The following is a 17,598-nucleotide window of genomic DNA, read 5'->3' as shown; positions in this document are numbered from 1 at the left end:
GACCAGACGGAACACAGTCATGAAACTCACCCTCTCCTGGCTCAAGGATCATCTCGAGACCGACGCCTCGCTGGCGGAAATCGTCGAGCGTCTCACCTCGATCGGCCTCGAGGTCGAGCATGTCGACGACCGGGCGAGCCTGGCCCCCTTCGTCATTGCCAAGGTGCTGACGGCGGTCCAGCATCCCGACGCCGACCGGCTTCGCGTGCTGACCGTCGACACCGGCGACGGCAAGCCGCCGGTGCAGGTCGTGTGTGGAGCGCCGAACGCCCGCGCGGGCCTGATCGGCGCCTTTGCAGCACCGGGCACTTATATTCCCGGCATCGACGTGACGCTGACCGTCGGCAAGATCCGCGGCGTTGAAAGCCACGGCATGATGTGCTCCGAGCGCGAGCTCGAATTGTCCGAGGAGCATGACGGCATCATCGACCTTCCGGCCGATGCGCCGGTCGGCACCAGCTTCGCCGCCTATGCCCATCTCGATGATCCGCTGATCGAGATCAATCTGACGCCGAACCGGCCGGATGCGACCAGTGTCCATGGCATCGCCCGCGATCTGGCGGCGAGCGGGCTCGGCACGCTGAAGAGCGCGCCGATAGAGCCGATCCCCGGCAAGGGCGAGACGCCGGTCAAGGTGACGATCGAAGCGCCGGAGCTCTGTCCCGGCTTTGCGCTGCGCCTGGTGCGCGGCGTCAAGAACGGACCGTCGCCGAAATGGCTGCAGCAAAGGCTTCTCGCCATCGGCTTGAGGCCGATCAGCGCGCTCGTCGATATCACCAATTACGTCACCTTCGACCGCGGCCGGCCGCTGCATGTCTTCGACGCTGCGAAGGTCACCGGCAATCTCGCCGTGCGCCGGGCGCGTGATGGCGAAAAGGTGCTGTCGCTCGACGGCCGCGAATACACGCTGACGCCGGAGATGTGCGTCATCGCCGACCAGGACGGCATCGAATCGATTGCCGGCATCATGGGCGGCGAGCATTCCGGCTGCGACGAGAACACCACCGACGTGCTGATCGAGTCGGCGCTTTGGGACCCGATCACCACCGCCCGCACCGGCCGCACGCTCGGCATCATCACCGACGCGCGCTATCGGTTTGAGCGCGGCGTCGACCCGGAAATGATGGTTCCCGGCTTGGAGCTGGCGACGAAGCTGGTGCTCGATTTCTGCGGCGGTACGCCGGCGCAAACCGAAGTCGTCGGCTATGCCGGCCATCAGCCGAAGATCGTCTCGTTCCCATTGTCGGAAGTGAAGCGGCTGACCGGCATCGAAGTGCCGCGCGCGACGAGCCTCGACATTCTAGCCCGCCTCGGCTTCAAGCCGGAGGGCACGGGCGATGTCGTCAATGTGGCGGTCCCGTCCTGGCGGCCGGATGTCGACGGCAAGGCCGACCTGGTCGAGGAGGTCATGCGCATCCACGGCGTCGACAATATCGCGCCGCAGCCGCTTGGTTCGCACGATGCGGTCAACGCCAGGATCCTGACTGTGCTGCAGATCCGCACCCGCGCCGCCAAGCGGGCGCTTGCCGTGCGCGGCATGATGGAGGCCGTCACCTGGTCGTTCGTTCCGGCAAAACACGCCGAATTGTTCGGCGGCGGCCAGCAGGCGCTGAAGCTTGCCAACCCGATCGCCGCCGATATGTCGGACATGCGGCCGTCGCTGCTGCCGGGGCTGATTGCGGCAGCACAGCGCAATGCCGACAGGGGCATCGGCGATGTCGCGCTGTTCGAAGTGTCGGGCACTTACGAGGGCGACGGCGCCGACCAGCAGCGGCGTGTTGCCGCCGGCGTGCGGCGCGGCACCGCCAGGCTCGAGGGCTCCGGCCGCCATTGGGCCGGCAATGCCGGCGCCGTCGGCGTCTTCGATGCCAAGGCCGATGCGATCGCAGCACTCGAAGCCTGCGGCGCGCCGGTCGAGCGGCTGCAGATCGAGGCTGGCGGCCCGGCCTGGTATCATCCCGGCCGCTCCGGCACGATCAAGCTTGGGCCGAAGGTAATCCTTGGCACGTTTGGCGAGTTCCACCCGAAGACGCTGGAGGGGCTGGACGTCTCCGGCCCGCTCTGCGGCTTCGAAGTGTTCATCGATACCGTGCCTGAGCCGAAAGCCAAGCCGACGCGAACAAAGCCGAGGCTGGATCTGTCCGCCTTCCAGGCGGTCAAGCGCGATTTCGCCTTCGTCGTCGACAAGGCGGTCGAAGCCGGCACACTCGTTCGCGCCGCCCTTGCCGCCGACCGAAAGCTGATTTCCGGCGTCTCGGTGTTCGATGTTTTCGAGGGTGCAGCGCTCGGCGCGGCGAAGAAATCGATCGCCATCGAAGTGTCGATCCAGCCGGTCGAAAAGACGCTGACCGACGACGATTTCGAGGCGCTGGCCAAGCGCATCGTCGAGAATGTCGGCAAGCAGACCGGCGGCGTGCTCAGAACCTAGAACGGATGCGATGATGGTTCACACCAGCAAACTCTCCATCACCTGGCTGGCAACTCACATCGGGACGATCGACGGCTTCTTGGATGACCAGGAATGCGCCGATCTGATCGCTGACAGTGAACGGCGCGGTTTCGAGGCGGCCAAGGTGAACAGCTCCGGCGGCGCCACCGTCCTGAAGGAGCTTCGCAATAACGACCGGGTTGTCTTCGATGACGAGGACCTTGCGGATTTGCTCTTCGCACGGGCGCGGCCTCTGCTCTATCGTGGTCTCGGCGACTGGCGCTTGACCGGGCTGAATGAGCGTTTCCGTTTCTATCGCTATGGGCCGGGCCAGAAGTTCGATTGGCACCATGACGGCTATTTCGAGCGCCACGCCTTGGAGCGCAGTCAGTTCACGTTCATGATTTATCTATCAGATGGATTTGAAGGGGGAGGAACCTCGTTTCGCGGCGAGGTGCCGGGCTATGCCGGTAGCAGTCTTCTGGTGAAGCCGAAGAAAGGAATGGCACTGGCGTTCTACCATCCGATCGAGCATCGCGGCGACGAGGTGCTGTCGGGGCGCAAGTACGTCATCCGAACGGATCGTGATGTACAAGCGCCAATGAAACGCTGTCCGTTCTGCCGCTGAGCTAAATGCACCTGACCCCGCTGGAAGTGTTTTTCGTCAAGGAGTTCTGCCGTTCCGCCGGCGTTTCTCCTGACATGATGCGTGCGCTGAAAGTCAAAGAACGCAGCCGCGATCCTGTAGGATTCATGACCAGAGTCACTCCCTCATCGGTTCCCCTGGAATTGCGCTTTGAGAGTCGAGTGTTCAGTTCGCTTCGGGTAGCGTGCGTTGGACCTGACCAGCTTCTTTGCGGCATGGTGCTGTTCTTCGATGAGATTGAAGGAAAGCTAGATGCGATCGAAGGCTTTGTGTATGGCGAAGAATGGCCGTCAATCGAGGAGCCAGTCTTCTGGTCCGAGACCGACCGAACAATGAGCCTTGGGCGGGAGGGAAACTAGCCTGCAGAAATGGGCGTCACGACGCCCTTTCCGATAATTGCACAACGCATGGCGCGCTGAGGATCTAGAGGGGTTGCCGGCAGGTGACGAATCGCCCTCCAAAGGGCGATGGACCATCTGCGCTATTCAGGGCTGCCCTTTGAGGAACAGCGTGCAGTCTTTCTCGATATCGTCTCAGCCGATCCGCTGGTCAGTGAGACGCTGTCGCGGGTACGCGGTCTCGACCTCCCCGACTGGCTGGTCGTTTCCGGCGCGCTTTACAACAGCGTCTGGAATCATCTGACCGGAAAGCCCTCGGGGTACGGCATCCGGGATGTCGACCTGTTCTATTTCGATGAGAGCGATCTGTCCTATGAAGCCGAGGACACGGTCATCCGCCGGGCGGCGAAGCAGTTTGAAGGACTGACGCTGCCGGTCGAAGTGCGCAACCAGGCGCGGGTGCATCTGTGGTTTGAGGCGCGCTTTGGCGGTTCCTATCCCAGACTGTCGTCGTCCGCCGAGGCGCTGTCCTATTTCGCTTCGAAAACCCATGCGGTCGGGGTTAGATTCGGCACCGATGGGCAACTCGCGCCCGTGGCGCCGTTCGGGCTCGACGACATCTTCTCGTTTCGCGTTACCCCGAACCGTACACTGGATAATCGGCAGACGCACGAGATGAAGGGCGCGCGTGCCAGGGAGAACTGGCCGGAGATCAGTGTCGTGCCTTGGTAGGAAATGTCGGCGCGAGGCACCCCCCTCTGCCCTGCCAGGCATCTCCCCCTCAAGGGGGGAGATCGGATGTCGCCTCGGCTTTCGCCAATCACCGGCGCCGGAAGGGCGGGCAGGGCGCGGGAACTGCCAATCTCCCCCCTTGAGGGGGAGATGTCCGGCAGGACAGAGGGGGGTGCCTCGCGCCGAGGTCTCACAACGCTTTGCATCGCACCGTATTAGTCAAAAAGGGGTGCCGAAACGCCCCGTTTCGATTAGGCCGTCGATTGCCGTTCACCCGTTAACCAGCGCCAGCAGCTCCTCGGTATAGCGCTTGCCGACCACCTTTTCCGGCGACAGGGCGTCGCCGATGGATGCCACCTCGGCCTGGCTCAGCACGATATCGGCTGCCGCCGTATTCTGCTCCAGATGGCGCATTTTTCGCGCACCAGGGATCGGGACAATGAAGTCGCCCTGATGCAGCACCCAGGCGAGCGCCAGCTGCGCCGGCGTCACGCCCTTCCCGGCGGCCATCTTTTCCAGCACGGCGACGACCGCCGCATTGGCCGCCATGGCGTCGGCCTGGAAGCGCGGCAACCCGCGGCGCCAGTCGTCGGCGCCGAGAACATCGGGCTTGGCGATCGTGCCGGTGAGCAGGCCGCGGCCGAGCGGGCTATAGGGGACAAAGCCGATGCCGAGCTCGCGGCAGACGGCAAACACTTCCCCCTCCGGATCGCGGCTCCACAGTGAATACTCGCTCTGCACGGCGGCGATCGGGTGCACGGCATGCGCCCGGCGGATGGTCGCCGCACTCGCCTCCGACAGGCCGAGCGCCCGCACCTTGCCCTCGCGCACCAGCTCGGCCATGGCGCCGACCGTATCCTCGATCGGCACGTTGGGGTCGACGCGGTGCTGGTAATAGAGATCGATCACCTCCGTATCCAACCGCTTCAATGACGCTTCGGCCACCGCCTTGACATGCTCCGGGCGGCTATCGACACCGGCCATGCGCTCCATGCCGCTGCCTTCTTCGAGGATCTTGAAGCCGAATTTGGTTGCGATCGTCACCTTGTCACGCACCGGCTTCAGCGCCTTGCCGACCAGGATCTCGTTCTCGTAAGGGCCATAGACCTCGGCCGTGTCGAAGAAATTGACCCCGATCTCGACGGCATGGCGCAGCGTGGCAATCGCCTCCGCCTCCGGCTGGCCACCATAGGCAAAGCTCATCCCCATGCAGCCGAGGCCGACCGGGTAGACGTCAAGTTTATTGCCAAGCTTGCGGGTTTGCATCACGTGTCTCCTTGTTGTGATGGTTGTGATGCCGCAGAGATAGCGTCTTGCACTGAGTTCGATAATCGGCTCTCATGTGTACGGGCTGTTCCAAGAAATAGATCAATGCAGCGAACCCATCTTTCACAGCTCGCGGTGCTGGCAACCGTCGCCCAGTGCGGCAGTTTTCGTGGCGCGGCCAAGGAACTGGCAATCGCGCCATCGGCGGTCAGCCATGCGGTGTCCAGCCTGGAAGCGTGTCTTGGCGTTCGCCTGCTGGCGCGCAGCACGCGCAGCGTCGCTCCGACCGAGGAGGGCGCGCAACTGCTCGAGCGCCTCAGGCCGGCGCTGTCGGAAATCGACCTGGCGCTGGAATCGGCGATCGAGGCGCGCGACCGGCCGGCGGGCAATCTCCGGCTGACGGTGCCGCGCACCGCCGCCCACCTGGCGCTGACGCCAAGGCTCGGCGCCTTTGCTGCTGCCTATCCCGACATCGTGCTGGAGATCGTCATCGAGGACCGCTTCACCGACGTGGTCGAGGGCGGCTTCGATGCCGGTGTGCGACTGGGCGAGAGCCTGCAACGCGACATGATCGCGGTGCGCATCGGACCAGACCTTCGCGGCGCCGTGGTCGGCGCGCCAGCCTATTTCGAGACCATGCCCAAGCCGCAGCATCCGCGCGATCTCGCCGCTCACCGCTGCATCCGCTTCCGCTTCTCCAGCGGCATTCTCTACCGCTGGGAATTCGAGCAAAACGGCGAGGAGATCGAGATACCGGTGCAAGGGCCGCTGATCCTCGACGAGGACCATCTGATTGCCAATGCCGCAGTCGACGGCGCCGGGCTCGCCTTCGTGTTCGAGGACTATGTCCGCGACGCGCTCGCCGCCGGCAAGCTCGTTCGCGTGCTGGAGGACTGGTGCCCGCGCTTCGACGGCTTCTTCGTCTATTACCCCAGCCGCCGCCAGATGCGGCCGGCGCTCAGGGCCTTTGTCGATTTTTTCAAGGTCGGCGAGTAAGCCAACCCTCCCCACAAGGGAGAGCTGGAAGAAAGCCGACCTGGCATTCGTTCACCGACCATGTCAGCACTGCCCAAAAACCAGACGGCCGGCTACGGCTGGACGGCGATCATCCTTCACTGGCTGATCGCGGCGCTCTTTATCGGCCAGTTCGTGCTCGGCTTCGTCATGGTGCGGCTGTCCAGCCAGCGCACCGCCTTCGAGCTGATCCAGCTGCATAAATCCTTCGGCTTCCTGCTGCTTGGACTGGTCATCCTGCGCATCGCCTGGCGCCTAGGCAGACCGGCCCCGCCGCTGCCGCGCTCGGTCGGGCCTTTCGAGCGCCGTGCGGCGCCGCTGGTCCATCTCGCGCTTTATGCGTTTCAGCTCGCTCTGCCGTTGTCCGGTTGGGCGCTGGTCTCGGTCTCGGTGCTGGAGATCCCGAGCGTGCCGTTCAATCTGTTCGTCATGCCCAATCTGCCGCTCGGTGAATCGGACACGGCAGAAGGCTTCTGGGCAGCGACGCACTGGTATCTCGCCTATGCCGGCATCGGACTTGTCGCTTTGCATCTCGCCGCAGCGCTGCGCCATCATTTCTGGCTGAGGGATACCGTGCTGACGCGCATGATCACGGCTTCGTCACATCACGACAGGGAATAGAGCGGACGGCTCATTCGTTGATGGGGCGAGGACGCAAGAAAGCGTTGCCTGCCAAGAGGACCATTTCCATGTACGCGCGCATCTTCGGATTTGCGGCCGCCGCCGCTTGTATTGCCATGCCTGTTTTCGCCGCCGTTGCCCTCGGCGACGCGGCCGGCAGCTACATCATCCGCCCGGGGAGTTCCAGCATCCACTTCTCCATCGGCAAGCTCGGCGGCGGCGGGCTCGACGGTGCCTTCGCCCGCTTCAAGGGCAGTATCCTCATCGACAACAGCGATGTCGGCCGGTCCCAGGTCAATTTCACCATCTTCCCCGAAAGCGTCGGCACCGGCCAAAGCCGCATCGATGCCTTTCTTCGCTCGGACGCGGTCTTCGACGCCGCCGACAATCCGGAGATCCAGTTCCGTTCGACCAGCGTCAAACGCACCGGCGACACGTCAGCCCTGGTTACCGGCAGGCTGACGGCGCGCGGCAAGACCTTTCAGGAAAAGTTCACGGCGGATCTCGGTGGCCTCAAGGCGGGCACGATAAAATTCCACGTCACCGGCAAGGTGCTGCGGTCGCGCTACGGCATGGATGTCGGCACGCCGATTTATTCCAACGTCGTCGACTTCGACATGACGCTGACGGGTAGAAGGGGATAGCCTTTGCAGGTTCCGCCAGGGCAGCGCGGGCATCCGGACAAGCCGCAGATGATCGCCCTGTTCGCCGCCATGCTCCCGCATTGGCTTTTCTCCTGAATTAGGGCAAACCTCCAGGCCTGCAATCGAGAGGAGAAATTTGATGTTCCGATGGGGTGTTTTGTCGACGGCCAAGATCGGCCGCGAGCAGCTTTTGCCGGCAATCGTCGAGGCGGAGAACGGCGTGCTGTCCGCGATTGCCAGCCGCGATCTGTCGAAAGCGCGGGCGCTGGGCGAACGCTTCGGTGCGCGCCACGCGTTCGGCTCCTATGAGGAGCTGCTCGCCTCCAGCGACATCGACGGCGTCTACATTCCGCTGCCGACCTCGCAGCATGTCGAATGGACGGCCAAGGCGATCGAGGCCGGCAAGCATGTCCTGGTCGAAAAACCGCTGGCGCTCGATGCCAAGGACATTCCGCCGCTGATCAAGCTGCGCGATGCCAGGAAGGTGCTGGTCTGCGAAGCCTTCATGGTCGTCTACCATCCGCAGTGGATCAAGGTGCGCGAGCTGATCGCCAACGGCGCCATCGGCCGGCTGCGCCATGTCCAGGGCGCGTTCTCCTATTACAATGTCGACCCCAACAACATGCGCAACAAGCTCGATCTCGGCGGCGGCGCGCTGCCCGACATCGGCGTCTATCCGACGGTATCGACGCGCTTTTCGACCGGCAAGGAGCCGCTGCGGGTCCAGGCGACGATCGAGCGCGACAAGATATTCGGCACCGACATCTATTCCTCGATCCGCGCCGATTTCGGCGACTTCGAGCTGTCGTTTTACCTGTCGACGCAGATGGCGGCACGCCAGGTGATGGTCTTTCACGGCGAGAAGGGCTTCATCGAGGTGTTCTCACCGTTCAACGCCGGACTCTACGACCATCACCGCGTCGAGCTGCACAACCAGAACCACAGCGAGGCGCAAGTCTTCCGCTTTCCCGGCACGCAGCAATACCGGCTGGAAGTCGAGGCCTTCGCGCGGGCTGCGCAGGGCGGCAAGGACCGCGTCTTCACGCTGGAAGAATCGGTGCTCAACCAGAAGGTCATCGATGCCATGTTCCGCGCCGGCGAGAAGGAAGGCTGGGAAACAGTCTAGGCCGGCCATGATCCCAAAAAGTGGGGACCGGTTTTTGGACAAGATCATGGCCAAATAGATGTCCGACGATGCGGATGTGATCATTGTCGGCTCCGGCCTTGCCGGCCTTGTCGCGGCGGCCGAACTGTCTGCGGCCGGCAAGAAGACCATCATCGTCGAGCAGGAGCCGGAACAGTCGCTTGGCGGCCAGGCATTCTGGTCGCTCGGCGGCATCTTCCTTGTCGATTCGCCCGAACAGCGGCGCATGCGCATCCGCGATTCGTACGAGCTGGCGCTCGAGGACTGGCTGGGCACCGCAGCCTTCGACCGCACGGAAGATCTCTGGCCGCGCCGCTGGGCCGAGGCTTATCTCGGCTTCGCCGCCGGCGAGAAGCGCTCCTGGCTCATGCAGCGCGGCCTGAAATTCTTTCCGGTGGTCGGCTGGGCCGAGCGCGGCGGCGGCAATGCCGTCGGCCACGGCAATTCGGTGCCGCGCTTCCACATCACCTGGGGCACCGGCCCTGGCGTGCTCGAACCGTTCGTGCAGCGCGTACGCGAGGCCGAGAAACGCGGGCTGATCCGCTTCAAATTCCGTCACCGGGTCAACGAATTGACGCGGACGGGCAGCGTCGTCAACGGCGTGCGCGGCGACCTATTGGCGGCGAGCGATGCCGAGCGCGGCCGCAAGAGCTCGCGCGAGATCACCGGCGATTTCGAGCTGAAGGCGCAGGCCGTCATCGTCGCCTCCGGCGGCATCGGTGCCAATCACCAGCTGGTCCGGGAGAATTGGCCGAAGCGGATGGGCGCGCCGCCGAAACGCATGATCACTGGCGTTCCCGATCATGTCGACGGCCGCATGCTGGCGATCGCCGAAGCCGCCGGCGGCCGGCTGATCAACCGCGACCGCATGTGGCACTATGTCGAGGGCGTCAGGAACTGGGCACCGATCTGGACCGATCATGCGATCCGCATCCTGCCCGGCCCGTCATCGCTGTGGCTCGATGCGCGCGGCAAGCGCCTGCCGGTCCCGCTCTATCCCGGCTTCGACACGTTGGCCACGCTCAGCCACATCATGAGCACCGGCTTCGATCATTCCTGGTTCATCCTGACCAAAAAGATCATCCAGAAGGAGTTCGCGCTGTCGGGCTCCGAGCAGAACCCCGATCTGACGGGGAAGAGCTGGCGCCAGGTGCTCGGCCGCGCCACCAGCGGCGTGCCCGCGCCGGTCAAGGCGTTCATGGAGAAGGGCGAGGATTTCATCGTCGAGCCTGATTTGCCGGCGCTGGTCGCCCGCATGAACGCATTGGCCGGCGGCGAGCCGCTGCTCGAACTGGCGCAGGTTGAGCGCGAAATCCGCGCCCGCGACCGGCAGCTCGACAATCCGTTCTCCAAGGACATGCAGATTACTGCGTTGCGCGGCGCGCGAGCCTATCTCGGCGACCGGCTGATCCGCACCGCAAGACCGCACAAGCTGCTCGATCCCGCCAATGGCCCGCTGATTGCCGTCAGGCTCAGCATCCTGACCCGCAAGACGCTCGGTGGGCTGGAGACTGACCTCGACAGCCGCGTGCTGGGCGCCGGCGGCCAACCAGTCGAGGGGCTGTACGCGGCGGGCGAGGCCGCCGGTTTCGGCGGCGGCGGCATGCACGGCTATGCGGCGCTCGAAGGCACGTTTCTCGGCGGCTGCATCTTTTCCGGCCGCAGTGCCGGACGGGCGGCGGCACGCGCGGTGGGGTGAAACAAGGCCCGCCGGCGGCCGTTGCGCCAAGGTGGCGATTGCACCGAATGGCCAACTTCCCTTAGAGCATTTTGCAGCCAAAATGGAATCATTTGGCGTCCGCATAAATGCGGCAAAACAGATGGTTAGAGCGGGTTACCGGTTCCAGGAGAACCGGAACCGCTCTAGGCGAAGGGCTGCAAATTGACGTCTTGAAGCTTGGAACCGGCAAGCAAAGCCTCGAGCACCTGCTTCTTGAGAGACAGGCACTGCGAACGGGCAAGTTTGACGATGGCGGAAACCTCGCCTGCCTCGCAGGCAAGGACCAGCTCCTTTTGCTGGGCGATGATCAACTGGGTGAAGTCGCGGGACTTGAAGCCGAGGTGGAGAACCCGCGCCGACTGGTCGAGTATCTGGTCCAGGAGATGCGCCAGTCGTAAATTTCCCGAGAGCTCCGCAAGGGCCAGACGAAAGGCACGGTCGGCCGCAAGAAAGGCAACGTGGCTGCGTAGCGTCTCCGGCTTCAGCACTTTTTGCGCTGCCAGCCTGACATCCTCGAGCCCGCGCTCGGTCATGTTCGATGCCGCCACCCTGAACACTTCCGGCTCGATCAAGCTGCGGACATCGAAGATCTCGTTGACATCCCGCAGGCTGAGCGTAGCAACGACGTAGCCGCGGCGCGGCTCGCTCCTGACCAGTCCTTCCTGCATCAGTCGGGCCAGCGCCGCGCGGATGGTCGCCTTTTTGATCTGGTATCGATCACCGATCTGTTTCTCCGTCAGCGCTTCGCCGGGGCGCAACACGCAGGCAATGATGTCGTTCCTCAGCTGCTCATATGCCTGTTCCCTGCGAAGGACGTCGGCGGCTGACAGTGCTGTCGCCTCGACCGTGGCCGGCCTTGCCGGTTCGGCGGTCAACTTCGTCGTTTTCATATTCTGTCCGTCTGGCTGTCCGGTTGACGCTGGCATCAGCATTCGCTAGCGTGAGCATCTCAGATTGATAATCTGAGCATCTCAGGGAGGATAACTGATATGCCTTTACCCGCCAACTCGCCTCTCTACGCCGCTGCCGATGATATCGTCAATGCCGCGAAGGGGCCAGGTCCCCTCGAAGCGGTAAGGACGGTCCTGGGCGACTACACCAACCGCTTTCACGCATCGGGAACACTCGCTCACGAAGAAGACGACGACGAGGTGCTTCTGCATGCGAGTCCGAACCTGACGATCTATCACATCACTCTGTCGCCCGGCCTGCAGTACCCGCCTCACAACCACCTGATGGATGCCTTGATCGGCATCTACAAGGGCAGCGAGACGAACTTCATCTATCCCGTTGCCGGCAGCGAACTCGATGTTCCCGAAAGGCAGGACATCGCAGCGCCTGCCGTGGTGCACATGGCGTCAAATACCGTGCATGCGGTTGCGAATACGGGCGGTGCGCGATCGGGTGCGCTGCATGTCTACCTCGGCGATCTCACACGAACCCACCGGCAGCTGTGGAGTCCGGACAGCAACCACGCCGAGCCGTTTGACAATGACCGCTATCTGGCCGGCGCTCGGCCCATTCAGCAGTCCGGGCACGAATGAGCGCAGGGGCGTCGCGGGCGGCGAAATTGGCCGTGATCAGCGGACCCGTCGGAATCGCGTCACACTTGTCACTCTCGCCAATCCGCTATCGCCCCTATCCTGGCTCACGACCCAACACGTCGCGCCGGTGCGGCGACAAACCAGCAAGGGAGATGCACAATGACGGCACATCAGAATGGCACAGGCGAGCAGACGACGCGGCTCGCGATGAAGACACCACCGGTCGTTTCGCCTGACGCGTGGGAGGCCGCGCGCCAGCAGTTGCTCGTGAAGGAGAAGACTGTGACCCGGGCTCGCGACGCACTGGCCGCCGAGCGCCGGCGGATGCCGTGGATGGCGGTGGAGAAGACCTATACGTTCGAGGGCCCCGACGGAAAGGTGAGCCTGCTCGACCTGTTCGAGGGCCGCCGTCAGCTGATCGTCTACCGCGCCTTCTTCGAGCCCGGCGTATTCGGCTGGCCCGACCACGCTTGCCGCGGCTGCTCGCTGGGGGCGGACCAGGTCGGCAATCTTGCCCATCTGAACGCCCGCGACACCACGCTTGCCTACGCCTCGCGCGCACCGCAGGCCGACATTGCGCGGCTGAAGGCGCGGATGGACTGGAAGATGCCCTGGTACACCATCACCGACAGCTTCGATGCCGATTTCGGCGTTGACGAATGGCACGGCCACAACGTGTTCATCCGCGACGGTGATCGCGTGTTCCGTACCTACTTCATTAACAACCGCGGCGACGAGGCGATGGGGACCGTATGGAGCTATCTCGACCTGTCGCCGCTCGGCCGCCAGGAGGTTTGGGAGGATTCGCCCGAGGGCTATCCGCAGACGCCGACGTACAAGTGGTGGAACTGGCACGACAATTACGGCGCCGAAGCCGTTCCCGACAAAAAGTGGGTCGAGGTGTCGGACGCCGGAGAGGCCGCGTTCCGGAACCGCACTGAATAGAACGTCTTTGGCGTCGCGCAAATGCGGCCAGGACAATTGGAGGAGCGGGATGCACGGTTCGACCGCATCCCGCTCGCTATGCAGGACAACGGACATGAGCGAGATTCATGCAGGCGGATCCACCGGCGATGCGAGCCCGGCCGGCCATAGTGCAGCCGATTGGCTGTCCTTTGCGGCCGCGCCGACCTTCGCAACCATGGCGCTGCTGACGCTTCTCGGCGGCGCGCCGGACATGATGTGCTCGACCGGGCAAGAGGCGTCACCGCTGGGCGGCATGGTCCCGATGTACCTGCTGATGAGCGGCTTTCATTTAGGACCTTGGCTGAAGCAGGTTTCCGGCCGGCGACGCCGCCGCAAATAGAGCTGTACCGGCCGACAAAGGCCCGTTCTGGTCGGGAAGACATCCCTCACCAGATCCACTCGCCCCTTCCCAAAACCGCTACCGCATCGACAATCCGGGTAAAGCTCGAGCGGGCGCGGCCGGCCGTGTGCCTGGCGCGCAAATAGCCATGCACCAGCCCCGGCTCCTCGAGCCACCAGGCGCGCCCGCCCGCGGCAACGATGCGGTCGCGATAGGCTTCGCCGTCCGACGACAGCGGGTCGCATTCAGCGGTGATCACGACGGTGGGCGGCAGATTGGCGAACTCGGCGTCGGCGAGCGGCCACAGAGTGAGATCGCCGGTGCGATCCTCGCCACCGGTCCTGATGTCCCTGTAGAAAACGAGGTCGCGCGCGGTAAGCATCGGCGCTTCCGCGTGGGTGACGTAGGAACCGGCGGAGCTGTCGCCGCCAAGGCCGGGATAGACCAGGATCTGGCCGATCGGCTTGCGCGCATGGCCGCGCGTTGCGTGACTGACAGCGGCGGCGAGATTGCCGCCGGCACTGTCGCCGCAGAGCAGGACAGGACGCTCGTAAGTCGCCGCCGCCCATTCGAAGGCGCTGATGGCATCGTCGAAGGCGGCCGGATGAAGGTGTTCCGGTGCCAGCCGGTAGTCGACCGAAACCACTTCGTAGCCGGTGCGGCTGCAAAGCTCGGCGCAGAGGTCGTCATGGCTGTCGAGCCCGCCGAGGATAAAACCGCCGCCATGGAAATAAAGCACCATCGCCGCCGCTTCCGGCGCCGGGGCGCGGTAGACGCGGATCGGAATGTGCCAGGGTGTGGCAATGGCGGTGGTTTCCGCCGTGACGCCTTGGGGATAGCCGGCAAAGAACTCGCGGCACATCCGGTTGTAGATCTGGCGCTGCTCGGCGATGGTGTAGTCGATCGTATCGGGCGGATAATAAGAATTGGTCCGCTCGATGAAGGCCCAGGTCTCGGCGTCGATGAGGGTTTTGTAGTCGGTCATGGGCGCTAAATGGATCGCAATGAATCCGCCTGAACACCCCCCTCTGGCCTGCCGGCCATCTCCCCCTCAAGTGGGGAGATCGGCAGCTTCGGCGAAACCGCCTTTTTTCCGGCGTCGACAATTGGCGAAAGCGATGATGACATCCAATCTCCCCCCTTGAGGGGGAGATGTCCGGCAGGACAGAGGGGGGTGAGCGCCATCATTCCTGCAATACCACTACTTCCCCTTCCACACCGGATCGCGCTTTTCGGCAAAGGCGCGAAAGCCCTCGAGATTGTCCTCCGAGCCGTAGAGTGCGTCAACCGTCGACAGTTGCCGGCGCGTCACCCGGTTCATGGCGTCCTGGAACGTCAGCGATTCTGCGACCCTGGCCGTTTCCTTGATCGCGGCGAAGACCAGCGGCGGGCCGCTGGCAAGCAGCCGTGCGATTTCCCAGACGCGGTCCTCCAGTCTTTCCTTGGGCAGCACCTCGTTGACCAGGCCCCATCGATGCGCCTCGGCGACATCCATCCAGCGGCCGGTGAGCAGAAGGTCCATGGCGACATGGTAGGGGATGCGCTTAGGCAGCTTGATCGTCGCCGCATCGGCCAGCGTGCCGGCACGGATTTCGGGCAGGGCGAAGGAGGAGTGATCCGATGCATAGATGAGGTCGCAGGATAGCGCCAGTTCGAAGCCGCCGCCGACCGCCATGCCATTGACGCAGGCGATCACCGGCTTGTTGAGGTCGCGCAGTTCCTGCAGCCCGCCGAAGCCGCCGACGCCATAGTCGCCGTCGACCGCGTCGCCGCTGGCTGCGGCCTTCAGGTCCCAGCCGGCGCAGAAGAACTTGTCACCGGCGGTCTTGACGATGGCGACGCGCAAGTCGGGATCGTCGCGAAACGCCTTGAAAATCTCGCCCATCAGCCGCGACGTCTTCAGGTCGATGGCATTGGCCTTGGGCCGGTCGAGCGTGACTTCGAGGACAGCGCCTTCGCGGCGGGTCGAAATGATTTCAGACATTCTTCTTGTCTCCAAGCACCAGCAGCGCATCGGCGATCCAGGCGCCCTTGCCTTCGGTGCAGACGATCAGCGGATTGATGTCGAGTTCCTCGATCTCGCCGGCGTTTTGCTGCACGAAAGCGGCAATGCCCGATATCGCATCGATTGCCGCTGCAACATCGGCCTTCGGCCGACCGCGATAGCCGTCGAGCAGCGGGAACAGTTTCAGCCCGCGCAAAGCGGCCTCGATATCGTCGCGGGTCGCCGGCAGCATCAGCGTGACGCTGTCGCGCAACAGCTCGACCAGCACGCCGCCGGTGCCGAGCGTCATCACCGCGCCGAACATCGCGTCGCGGGTGAAGCCGACGAGCAGCTCGGCGACGCCGTCGCGCACCATGCGCTCGACATAAAGGCCCGTGCCGAGCGGGCCGAGATCGTGGGCGGCGGTGCTGACGGATTCGGCATCCCTCAAATTGAGCCGGACCGCGTCGAGCTCGGACTTGTGGATGACACCAAGGGCCTTCAGCGCCACCGGGAAGCCGAGCGCCATCGAGGAGATGACAGCTTCGACCGCGTTGCCGGCGCGCTCGCCCTTCGGCACGGGGAGCCCGGCCTCGATGAGCCGCGCCTTCGCCTCGGCCTCGTCCGGCGTGACATGGTCGCCGACCGGCGCGCCGGACGCCGAAGTGTCGATCGGCTGCGCCTGCGGCTCGCGCCAGGCCCAGCCGATGAAGGCCGCCGCCTGGGCGGCGTCCATGGCTTCGGAGATGCCGAACAGCGGCACCATGCCCCGCGCCATCAGGCCGGCAGTGTATTCCTCGGGCAGGTTCTCCGGCAGCGAGGAGACGATCGCGCCTTGCGCGCTGTTGGTCTTCAGCGCCACTTCGAAGGCGCGCAGCGTCGCCCACCAGTCGGTGTCCGAGCAGCGGTCGGGGCGCGGGAAATCGAGCACCAGCATGTTGAGGTCGAATCCGCCCGACACCATCGCGGTGAAGGTGGCGGTCATCGCCGGCTCGTTGTTCCAGATGAAGGTGTGGTAGTCGAGCGGGTTGGCCACCGCGACCAGCGGCCCGAGCGTCGATTTGACATGCGCGCGGTGCTCGGGGGTGAGTGGCGGAAACGTCACCCAGCGGCCTTCGGCGCTGTCGGCCATCACCGACGCCTCGCCGCCCGAACAGCTCATCGACGACAGCCGGTAGCCGGGCAGGGGGCCGGTGACGTGCAGCAGCTTGAGCGCCTCGATGAAGGCCGGGATCGAATCGATGCGGGCGATGCCGAGCCGCTTCAGGAAGGCGCCGGACGCTGCGTCCGAGCCGGCCAGCGACGCGGTATGGGAAACGGTCGCCTGCCGCGCCTGCTCGGAGCGGCCGACCTTCATGGCGATGACAGGCTTTTTCAGCTCGCGCGCCCGTGCCGCCAGCCTTTCGAAGCCGGCTACCGAATCGAAAGCCTCGATATGCAAGCCGAGCGCGGTGACACGGTCGTCCTCGATCAGGCCGAGCGCCATTTCGGAAAGCCCGGTCTGCGCCTGGTTGCCGGCGGTCATCAGAAAGGCGATCGGCAGGCCGCGCTTCTGCATCGTCATATTGATGGCGATGTTCGACGACTGGGTGATGATGGCAACGCCGCGACCGCCTTCTGGCAGCCTGATGCCGCCATGCTGGTCGGGCCACAAAAGCGCGCCGTCGGCATAGTTGATGAGCCCGTAGCAGTTCGGCCCGATGATTGGCATTTGGCCCGCCGCCGCGACCAGCTCGGCCTGCAGCCGCTCGCCGTCCTCGTCATAGGCCTCGGTTTCGAGGAAGCCGGCGGCGAAGCAGACCGCACCGCCGGCGCCGCGCTCGGCCAGTGCCTTGACCACTTCGATGGTCAAGTGCCGGTTGACGCCGACGAAAGCGGCATCCGGCGCACCGGGCAATTCGGCCACCGAGCGATAGGCCTTGCGGCCGGCGACCTCGGCCTTGCTCGGATGCACCGGCCAGATCTCGCCGGCAAAGCCCATCTTGATCGATTGCGCGACGACGGCGGCAGCCTGCGCGCCACCGAAGACCGCGATTGTCCGCGGGCGCAAAAGGCGCTCAAGTTTGTGCATGAACACCCTCCTCTGCCCTGCCCTCTTTGCCAAAACTTGGCATCTCCCCCTCAAGGGGGGAGATTGGCAGTTGGGCCGCCGGCCCCAGGCATGCAACGGCAATAACTGGCGAAATCAGGAATGGCGGCCGATCTCCCCCC

Annotated in this window: 17 protein-coding genes; 12 read left to right on the top strand and 5 right to left on the bottom strand. The window is 64.4% G+C overall.

Going from position 1 to position 17,598, the window contains the following annotated elements:
• Positions 1-19 precede the first annotated feature (19 nt).
• From pheT to NKI58_RS04090, 4 genes are all read left to right on the top strand, one after another.
• Positions 20-2,428: a phenylalanine--tRNA ligase subunit beta gene (gene pheT, locus NKI58_RS04105; protein WP_023677576.1), complete on the top strand. Its 2,409-nt coding sequence runs from the start codon at positions 20-22 to the stop codon at positions 2,426-2,428.
• A gap of 10 nt (positions 2,429-2,438) precedes the next feature.
• Complete coding sequence (locus NKI58_RS04100) at positions 2,439-3,056, top strand: prolyl hydroxylase family protein (RefSeq protein WP_352782249.1); 618 nt, start codon at positions 2,439-2,441, stop codon at positions 3,054-3,056.
• 5 nt (positions 3,057-3,061) lie between these two features.
• Complete coding sequence (locus NKI58_RS04095) at positions 3,062-3,433, top strand: hypothetical protein (RefSeq protein WP_352782248.1); 372 nt, start codon at positions 3,062-3,064, stop codon at positions 3,431-3,433.
• Positions 3,434-3,541: 108 nt separating this feature from the next.
• Positions 3,542-4,144 carry a nucleotidyltransferase family protein gene (locus NKI58_RS04090; protein WP_352701707.1) on the top strand — a complete coding sequence of 201 codons (603 nt, stop codon included), beginning with the start codon at positions 3,542-3,544 and terminating at the stop codon, positions 4,142-4,144.
• A gap of 270 nt (positions 4,145-4,414) precedes the next feature.
• On the opposite strand, the gene NKI58_RS04085 is transcribed toward NKI58_RS04090, so the two are convergent.
• Positions 4,415-5,410, bottom strand: a complete 996-nt coding sequence (locus NKI58_RS04085; RefSeq protein ID WP_352568464.1) for an aldo/keto reductase — start codon at positions 5,408-5,410, stop codon at positions 4,415-4,417.
• 105 nt (positions 5,411-5,515) lie between these two features.
• Between NKI58_RS04085 and NKI58_RS04080 the strand changes: the two genes are divergently transcribed.
• From NKI58_RS04080 to NKI58_RS04060, 5 genes are all read left to right on the top strand, one after another.
• Positions 5,516-6,406: a LysR family transcriptional regulator gene (locus NKI58_RS04080; protein WP_352782246.1), complete on the top strand. Its 891-nt coding sequence runs from the start codon at positions 5,516-5,518 to the stop codon at positions 6,404-6,406.
• Between the two features lie 60 nt (positions 6,407-6,466).
• Positions 6,467-7,045 carry a cytochrome b gene (locus tag NKI58_RS04075; RefSeq protein WP_352782245.1) on the top strand — a complete coding sequence of 193 codons (579 nt, stop codon included), beginning with the start codon at positions 6,467-6,469 and terminating at the stop codon, positions 7,043-7,045.
• A gap of 68 nt (positions 7,046-7,113) precedes the next feature.
• Positions 7,114-7,689 (top strand): YceI family protein, encoded by a 576-nt coding sequence (locus NKI58_RS04070; RefSeq protein WP_023677583.1) that lies wholly within the window; start codon positions 7,114-7,116, stop codon positions 7,687-7,689.
• Between the two features lie 139 nt (positions 7,690-7,828).
• A complete protein-coding gene (locus NKI58_RS04065; protein ID WP_352782243.1) occupies positions 7,829-8,815 on the top strand; it encodes a Gfo/Idh/MocA family protein in 987 nt (328 codons plus the stop codon).
• A 58-nt stretch (positions 8,816-8,873) separates the two neighbouring features.
• Positions 8,874-10,532 (top strand): FAD-binding dehydrogenase, encoded by a 1,659-nt coding sequence (locus tag NKI58_RS04060; protein ID WP_352782241.1) that lies wholly within the window; start codon positions 8,874-8,876, stop codon positions 10,530-10,532.
• A gap of 164 nt (positions 10,533-10,696) precedes the next feature.
• Here the strand turns inward: NKI58_RS04060 and NKI58_RS04055 are convergent, their stop codons facing one another.
• Positions 10,697-11,443 carry a GntR family transcriptional regulator gene (locus tag NKI58_RS04055; protein WP_023677587.1) on the bottom strand — a complete coding sequence of 249 codons (747 nt, stop codon included), beginning with the start codon at positions 11,441-11,443 and terminating at the stop codon, positions 10,697-10,699.
• A 99-nt stretch (positions 11,444-11,542) separates the two neighbouring features.
• On the opposite strand from NKI58_RS04055, the gene NKI58_RS04050 reads away from it, so the two are divergent.
• The 3 genes from NKI58_RS04050 to NKI58_RS04040 all read left to right on the top strand — a co-directional run bounded on the left by NKI58_RS04050 (position 11,543) and on the right by NKI58_RS04040 (position 13,403).
• On the top strand, positions 11,543-12,097 hold the full coding sequence (locus NKI58_RS04050; protein ID WP_352701696.1) for an autotransporter: 555 nt from the start codon (positions 11,543-11,545) through the stop codon (positions 12,095-12,097).
• A 159-nt stretch (positions 12,098-12,256) separates the two neighbouring features.
• Entirely contained in the window at positions 12,257-13,042 is a 786-nt protein-coding gene (locus NKI58_RS04045; RefSeq protein WP_023677589.1) for a DUF899 domain-containing protein, read from the top strand.
• 94 nt (positions 13,043-13,136) lie between these two features.
• On the top strand, positions 13,137-13,403 hold the full coding sequence (locus NKI58_RS04040) for a hypothetical protein (protein ID WP_023677590.1): 267 nt from the start codon (positions 13,137-13,139) through the stop codon (positions 13,401-13,403).
• Positions 13,404-13,449: 46 nt separating this feature from the next.
• Here the strand turns inward: NKI58_RS04040 and NKI58_RS04035 are convergent, their stop codons facing one another.
• The 3 genes from NKI58_RS04035 to NKI58_RS04025 form a co-directional block, all read right to left on the bottom strand.
• A complete protein-coding gene (locus tag NKI58_RS04035; protein ID WP_352464610.1) occupies positions 13,450-14,388 on the bottom strand; it encodes an alpha/beta hydrolase in 939 nt (312 codons plus the stop codon).
• A 216-nt stretch (positions 14,389-14,604) separates the two neighbouring features.
• On the bottom strand, positions 14,605-15,387 hold the full coding sequence (locus NKI58_RS04030; RefSeq protein WP_023677592.1) for a carnitinyl-CoA dehydratase: 783 nt from the start codon (positions 15,385-15,387) through the stop codon (positions 14,605-14,607).
• Positions 15,380-17,458: an acetate--CoA ligase family protein gene (locus NKI58_RS04025; RefSeq protein ID WP_352853057.1), complete on the bottom strand. Its 2,079-nt coding sequence runs from the start codon at positions 17,456-17,458 to the stop codon at positions 15,380-15,382. Before NKI58_RS04025 ends, NKI58_RS04030 begins: the two co-directional genes overlap by 8 nt.
• Positions 17,459-17,598: the final 140 nt, after the last annotated feature.

Origin of the sequence: Mesorhizobium sp. M0522 (assembly GCF_040321085.1) — a bacterium.
Lineage (GTDB): Bacteria > Pseudomonadota > Alphaproteobacteria > Rhizobiales > Rhizobiaceae > Mesorhizobium.
The sequence above is the reverse complement of the archived record's forward strand: the minus strand, read 5'-3'. Positions and strand labels throughout refer to the sequence as shown.

Coding starts and splice junctions, on each gene's coding strand:
- pheT (WP_023677576.1), top strand. CDS start 20: ATGAAACTCACCCTCTCCTGGCTCAAGGATCATCTCGAGACCGACGCC.
- NKI58_RS04100 (WP_352782249.1), top strand. CDS start 2,439: ATGATGGTTCACACCAGCAAACTCTCCATCACCTGGCTGGCAACTCAC.
- NKI58_RS04095 (WP_352782248.1), top strand. CDS start 3,062: ATGCACCTGACCCCGCTGGAAGTGTTTTTCGTCAAGGAGTTCTGCCGT.
- NKI58_RS04090 (WP_352701707.1), top strand. CDS start 3,542: ATGGACCATCTGCGCTATTCAGGGCTGCCCTTTGAGGAACAGCGTGCA.
- NKI58_RS04085 (WP_352568464.1), bottom strand. CDS start 5,410: ATGCAAACCCGCAAGCTTGGCAATAAACTTGACGTCTACCCGGTCGGC.
- NKI58_RS04080 (WP_352782246.1), top strand. CDS start 5,516: ATGCAGCGAACCCATCTTTCACAGCTCGCGGTGCTGGCAACCGTCGCC.
- NKI58_RS04075 (WP_352782245.1), top strand. CDS start 6,467: ATGTCAGCACTGCCCAAAAACCAGACGGCCGGCTACGGCTGGACGGCG.
- NKI58_RS04070 (WP_023677583.1), top strand. CDS start 7,114: ATGTACGCGCGCATCTTCGGATTTGCGGCCGCCGCCGCTTGTATTGCC.
- NKI58_RS04065 (WP_352782243.1), top strand. CDS start 7,829: ATGTTCCGATGGGGTGTTTTGTCGACGGCCAAGATCGGCCGCGAGCAG.
- NKI58_RS04060 (WP_352782241.1), top strand. CDS start 8,874: ATGTCCGACGATGCGGATGTGATCATTGTCGGCTCCGGCCTTGCCGGC.
- NKI58_RS04055 (WP_023677587.1), bottom strand. CDS start 11,443: ATGAAAACGACGAAGTTGACCGCCGAACCGGCAAGGCCGGCCACGGTC.
- NKI58_RS04050 (WP_352701696.1), top strand. CDS start 11,543: ATGCCTTTACCCGCCAACTCGCCTCTCTACGCCGCTGCCGATGATATC.
- NKI58_RS04045 (WP_023677589.1), top strand. CDS start 12,257: ATGACGGCACATCAGAATGGCACAGGCGAGCAGACGACGCGGCTCGCG.
- NKI58_RS04040 (WP_023677590.1), top strand. CDS start 13,137: ATGAGCGAGATTCATGCAGGCGGATCCACCGGCGATGCGAGCCCGGCC.
- NKI58_RS04035 (WP_352464610.1), bottom strand. CDS start 14,388: ATGACCGACTACAAAACCCTCATCGACGCCGAGACCTGGGCCTTCATC.
- NKI58_RS04030 (WP_023677592.1), bottom strand. CDS start 15,387: ATGTCTGAAATCATTTCGACCCGCCGCGAAGGCGCTGTCCTCGAAGTC.
- NKI58_RS04025 (WP_352853057.1), bottom strand. CDS start 17,458: ATGCACAAACTTGAGCGCCTTTTGCGCCCGCGGACAATCGCGGTCTTC.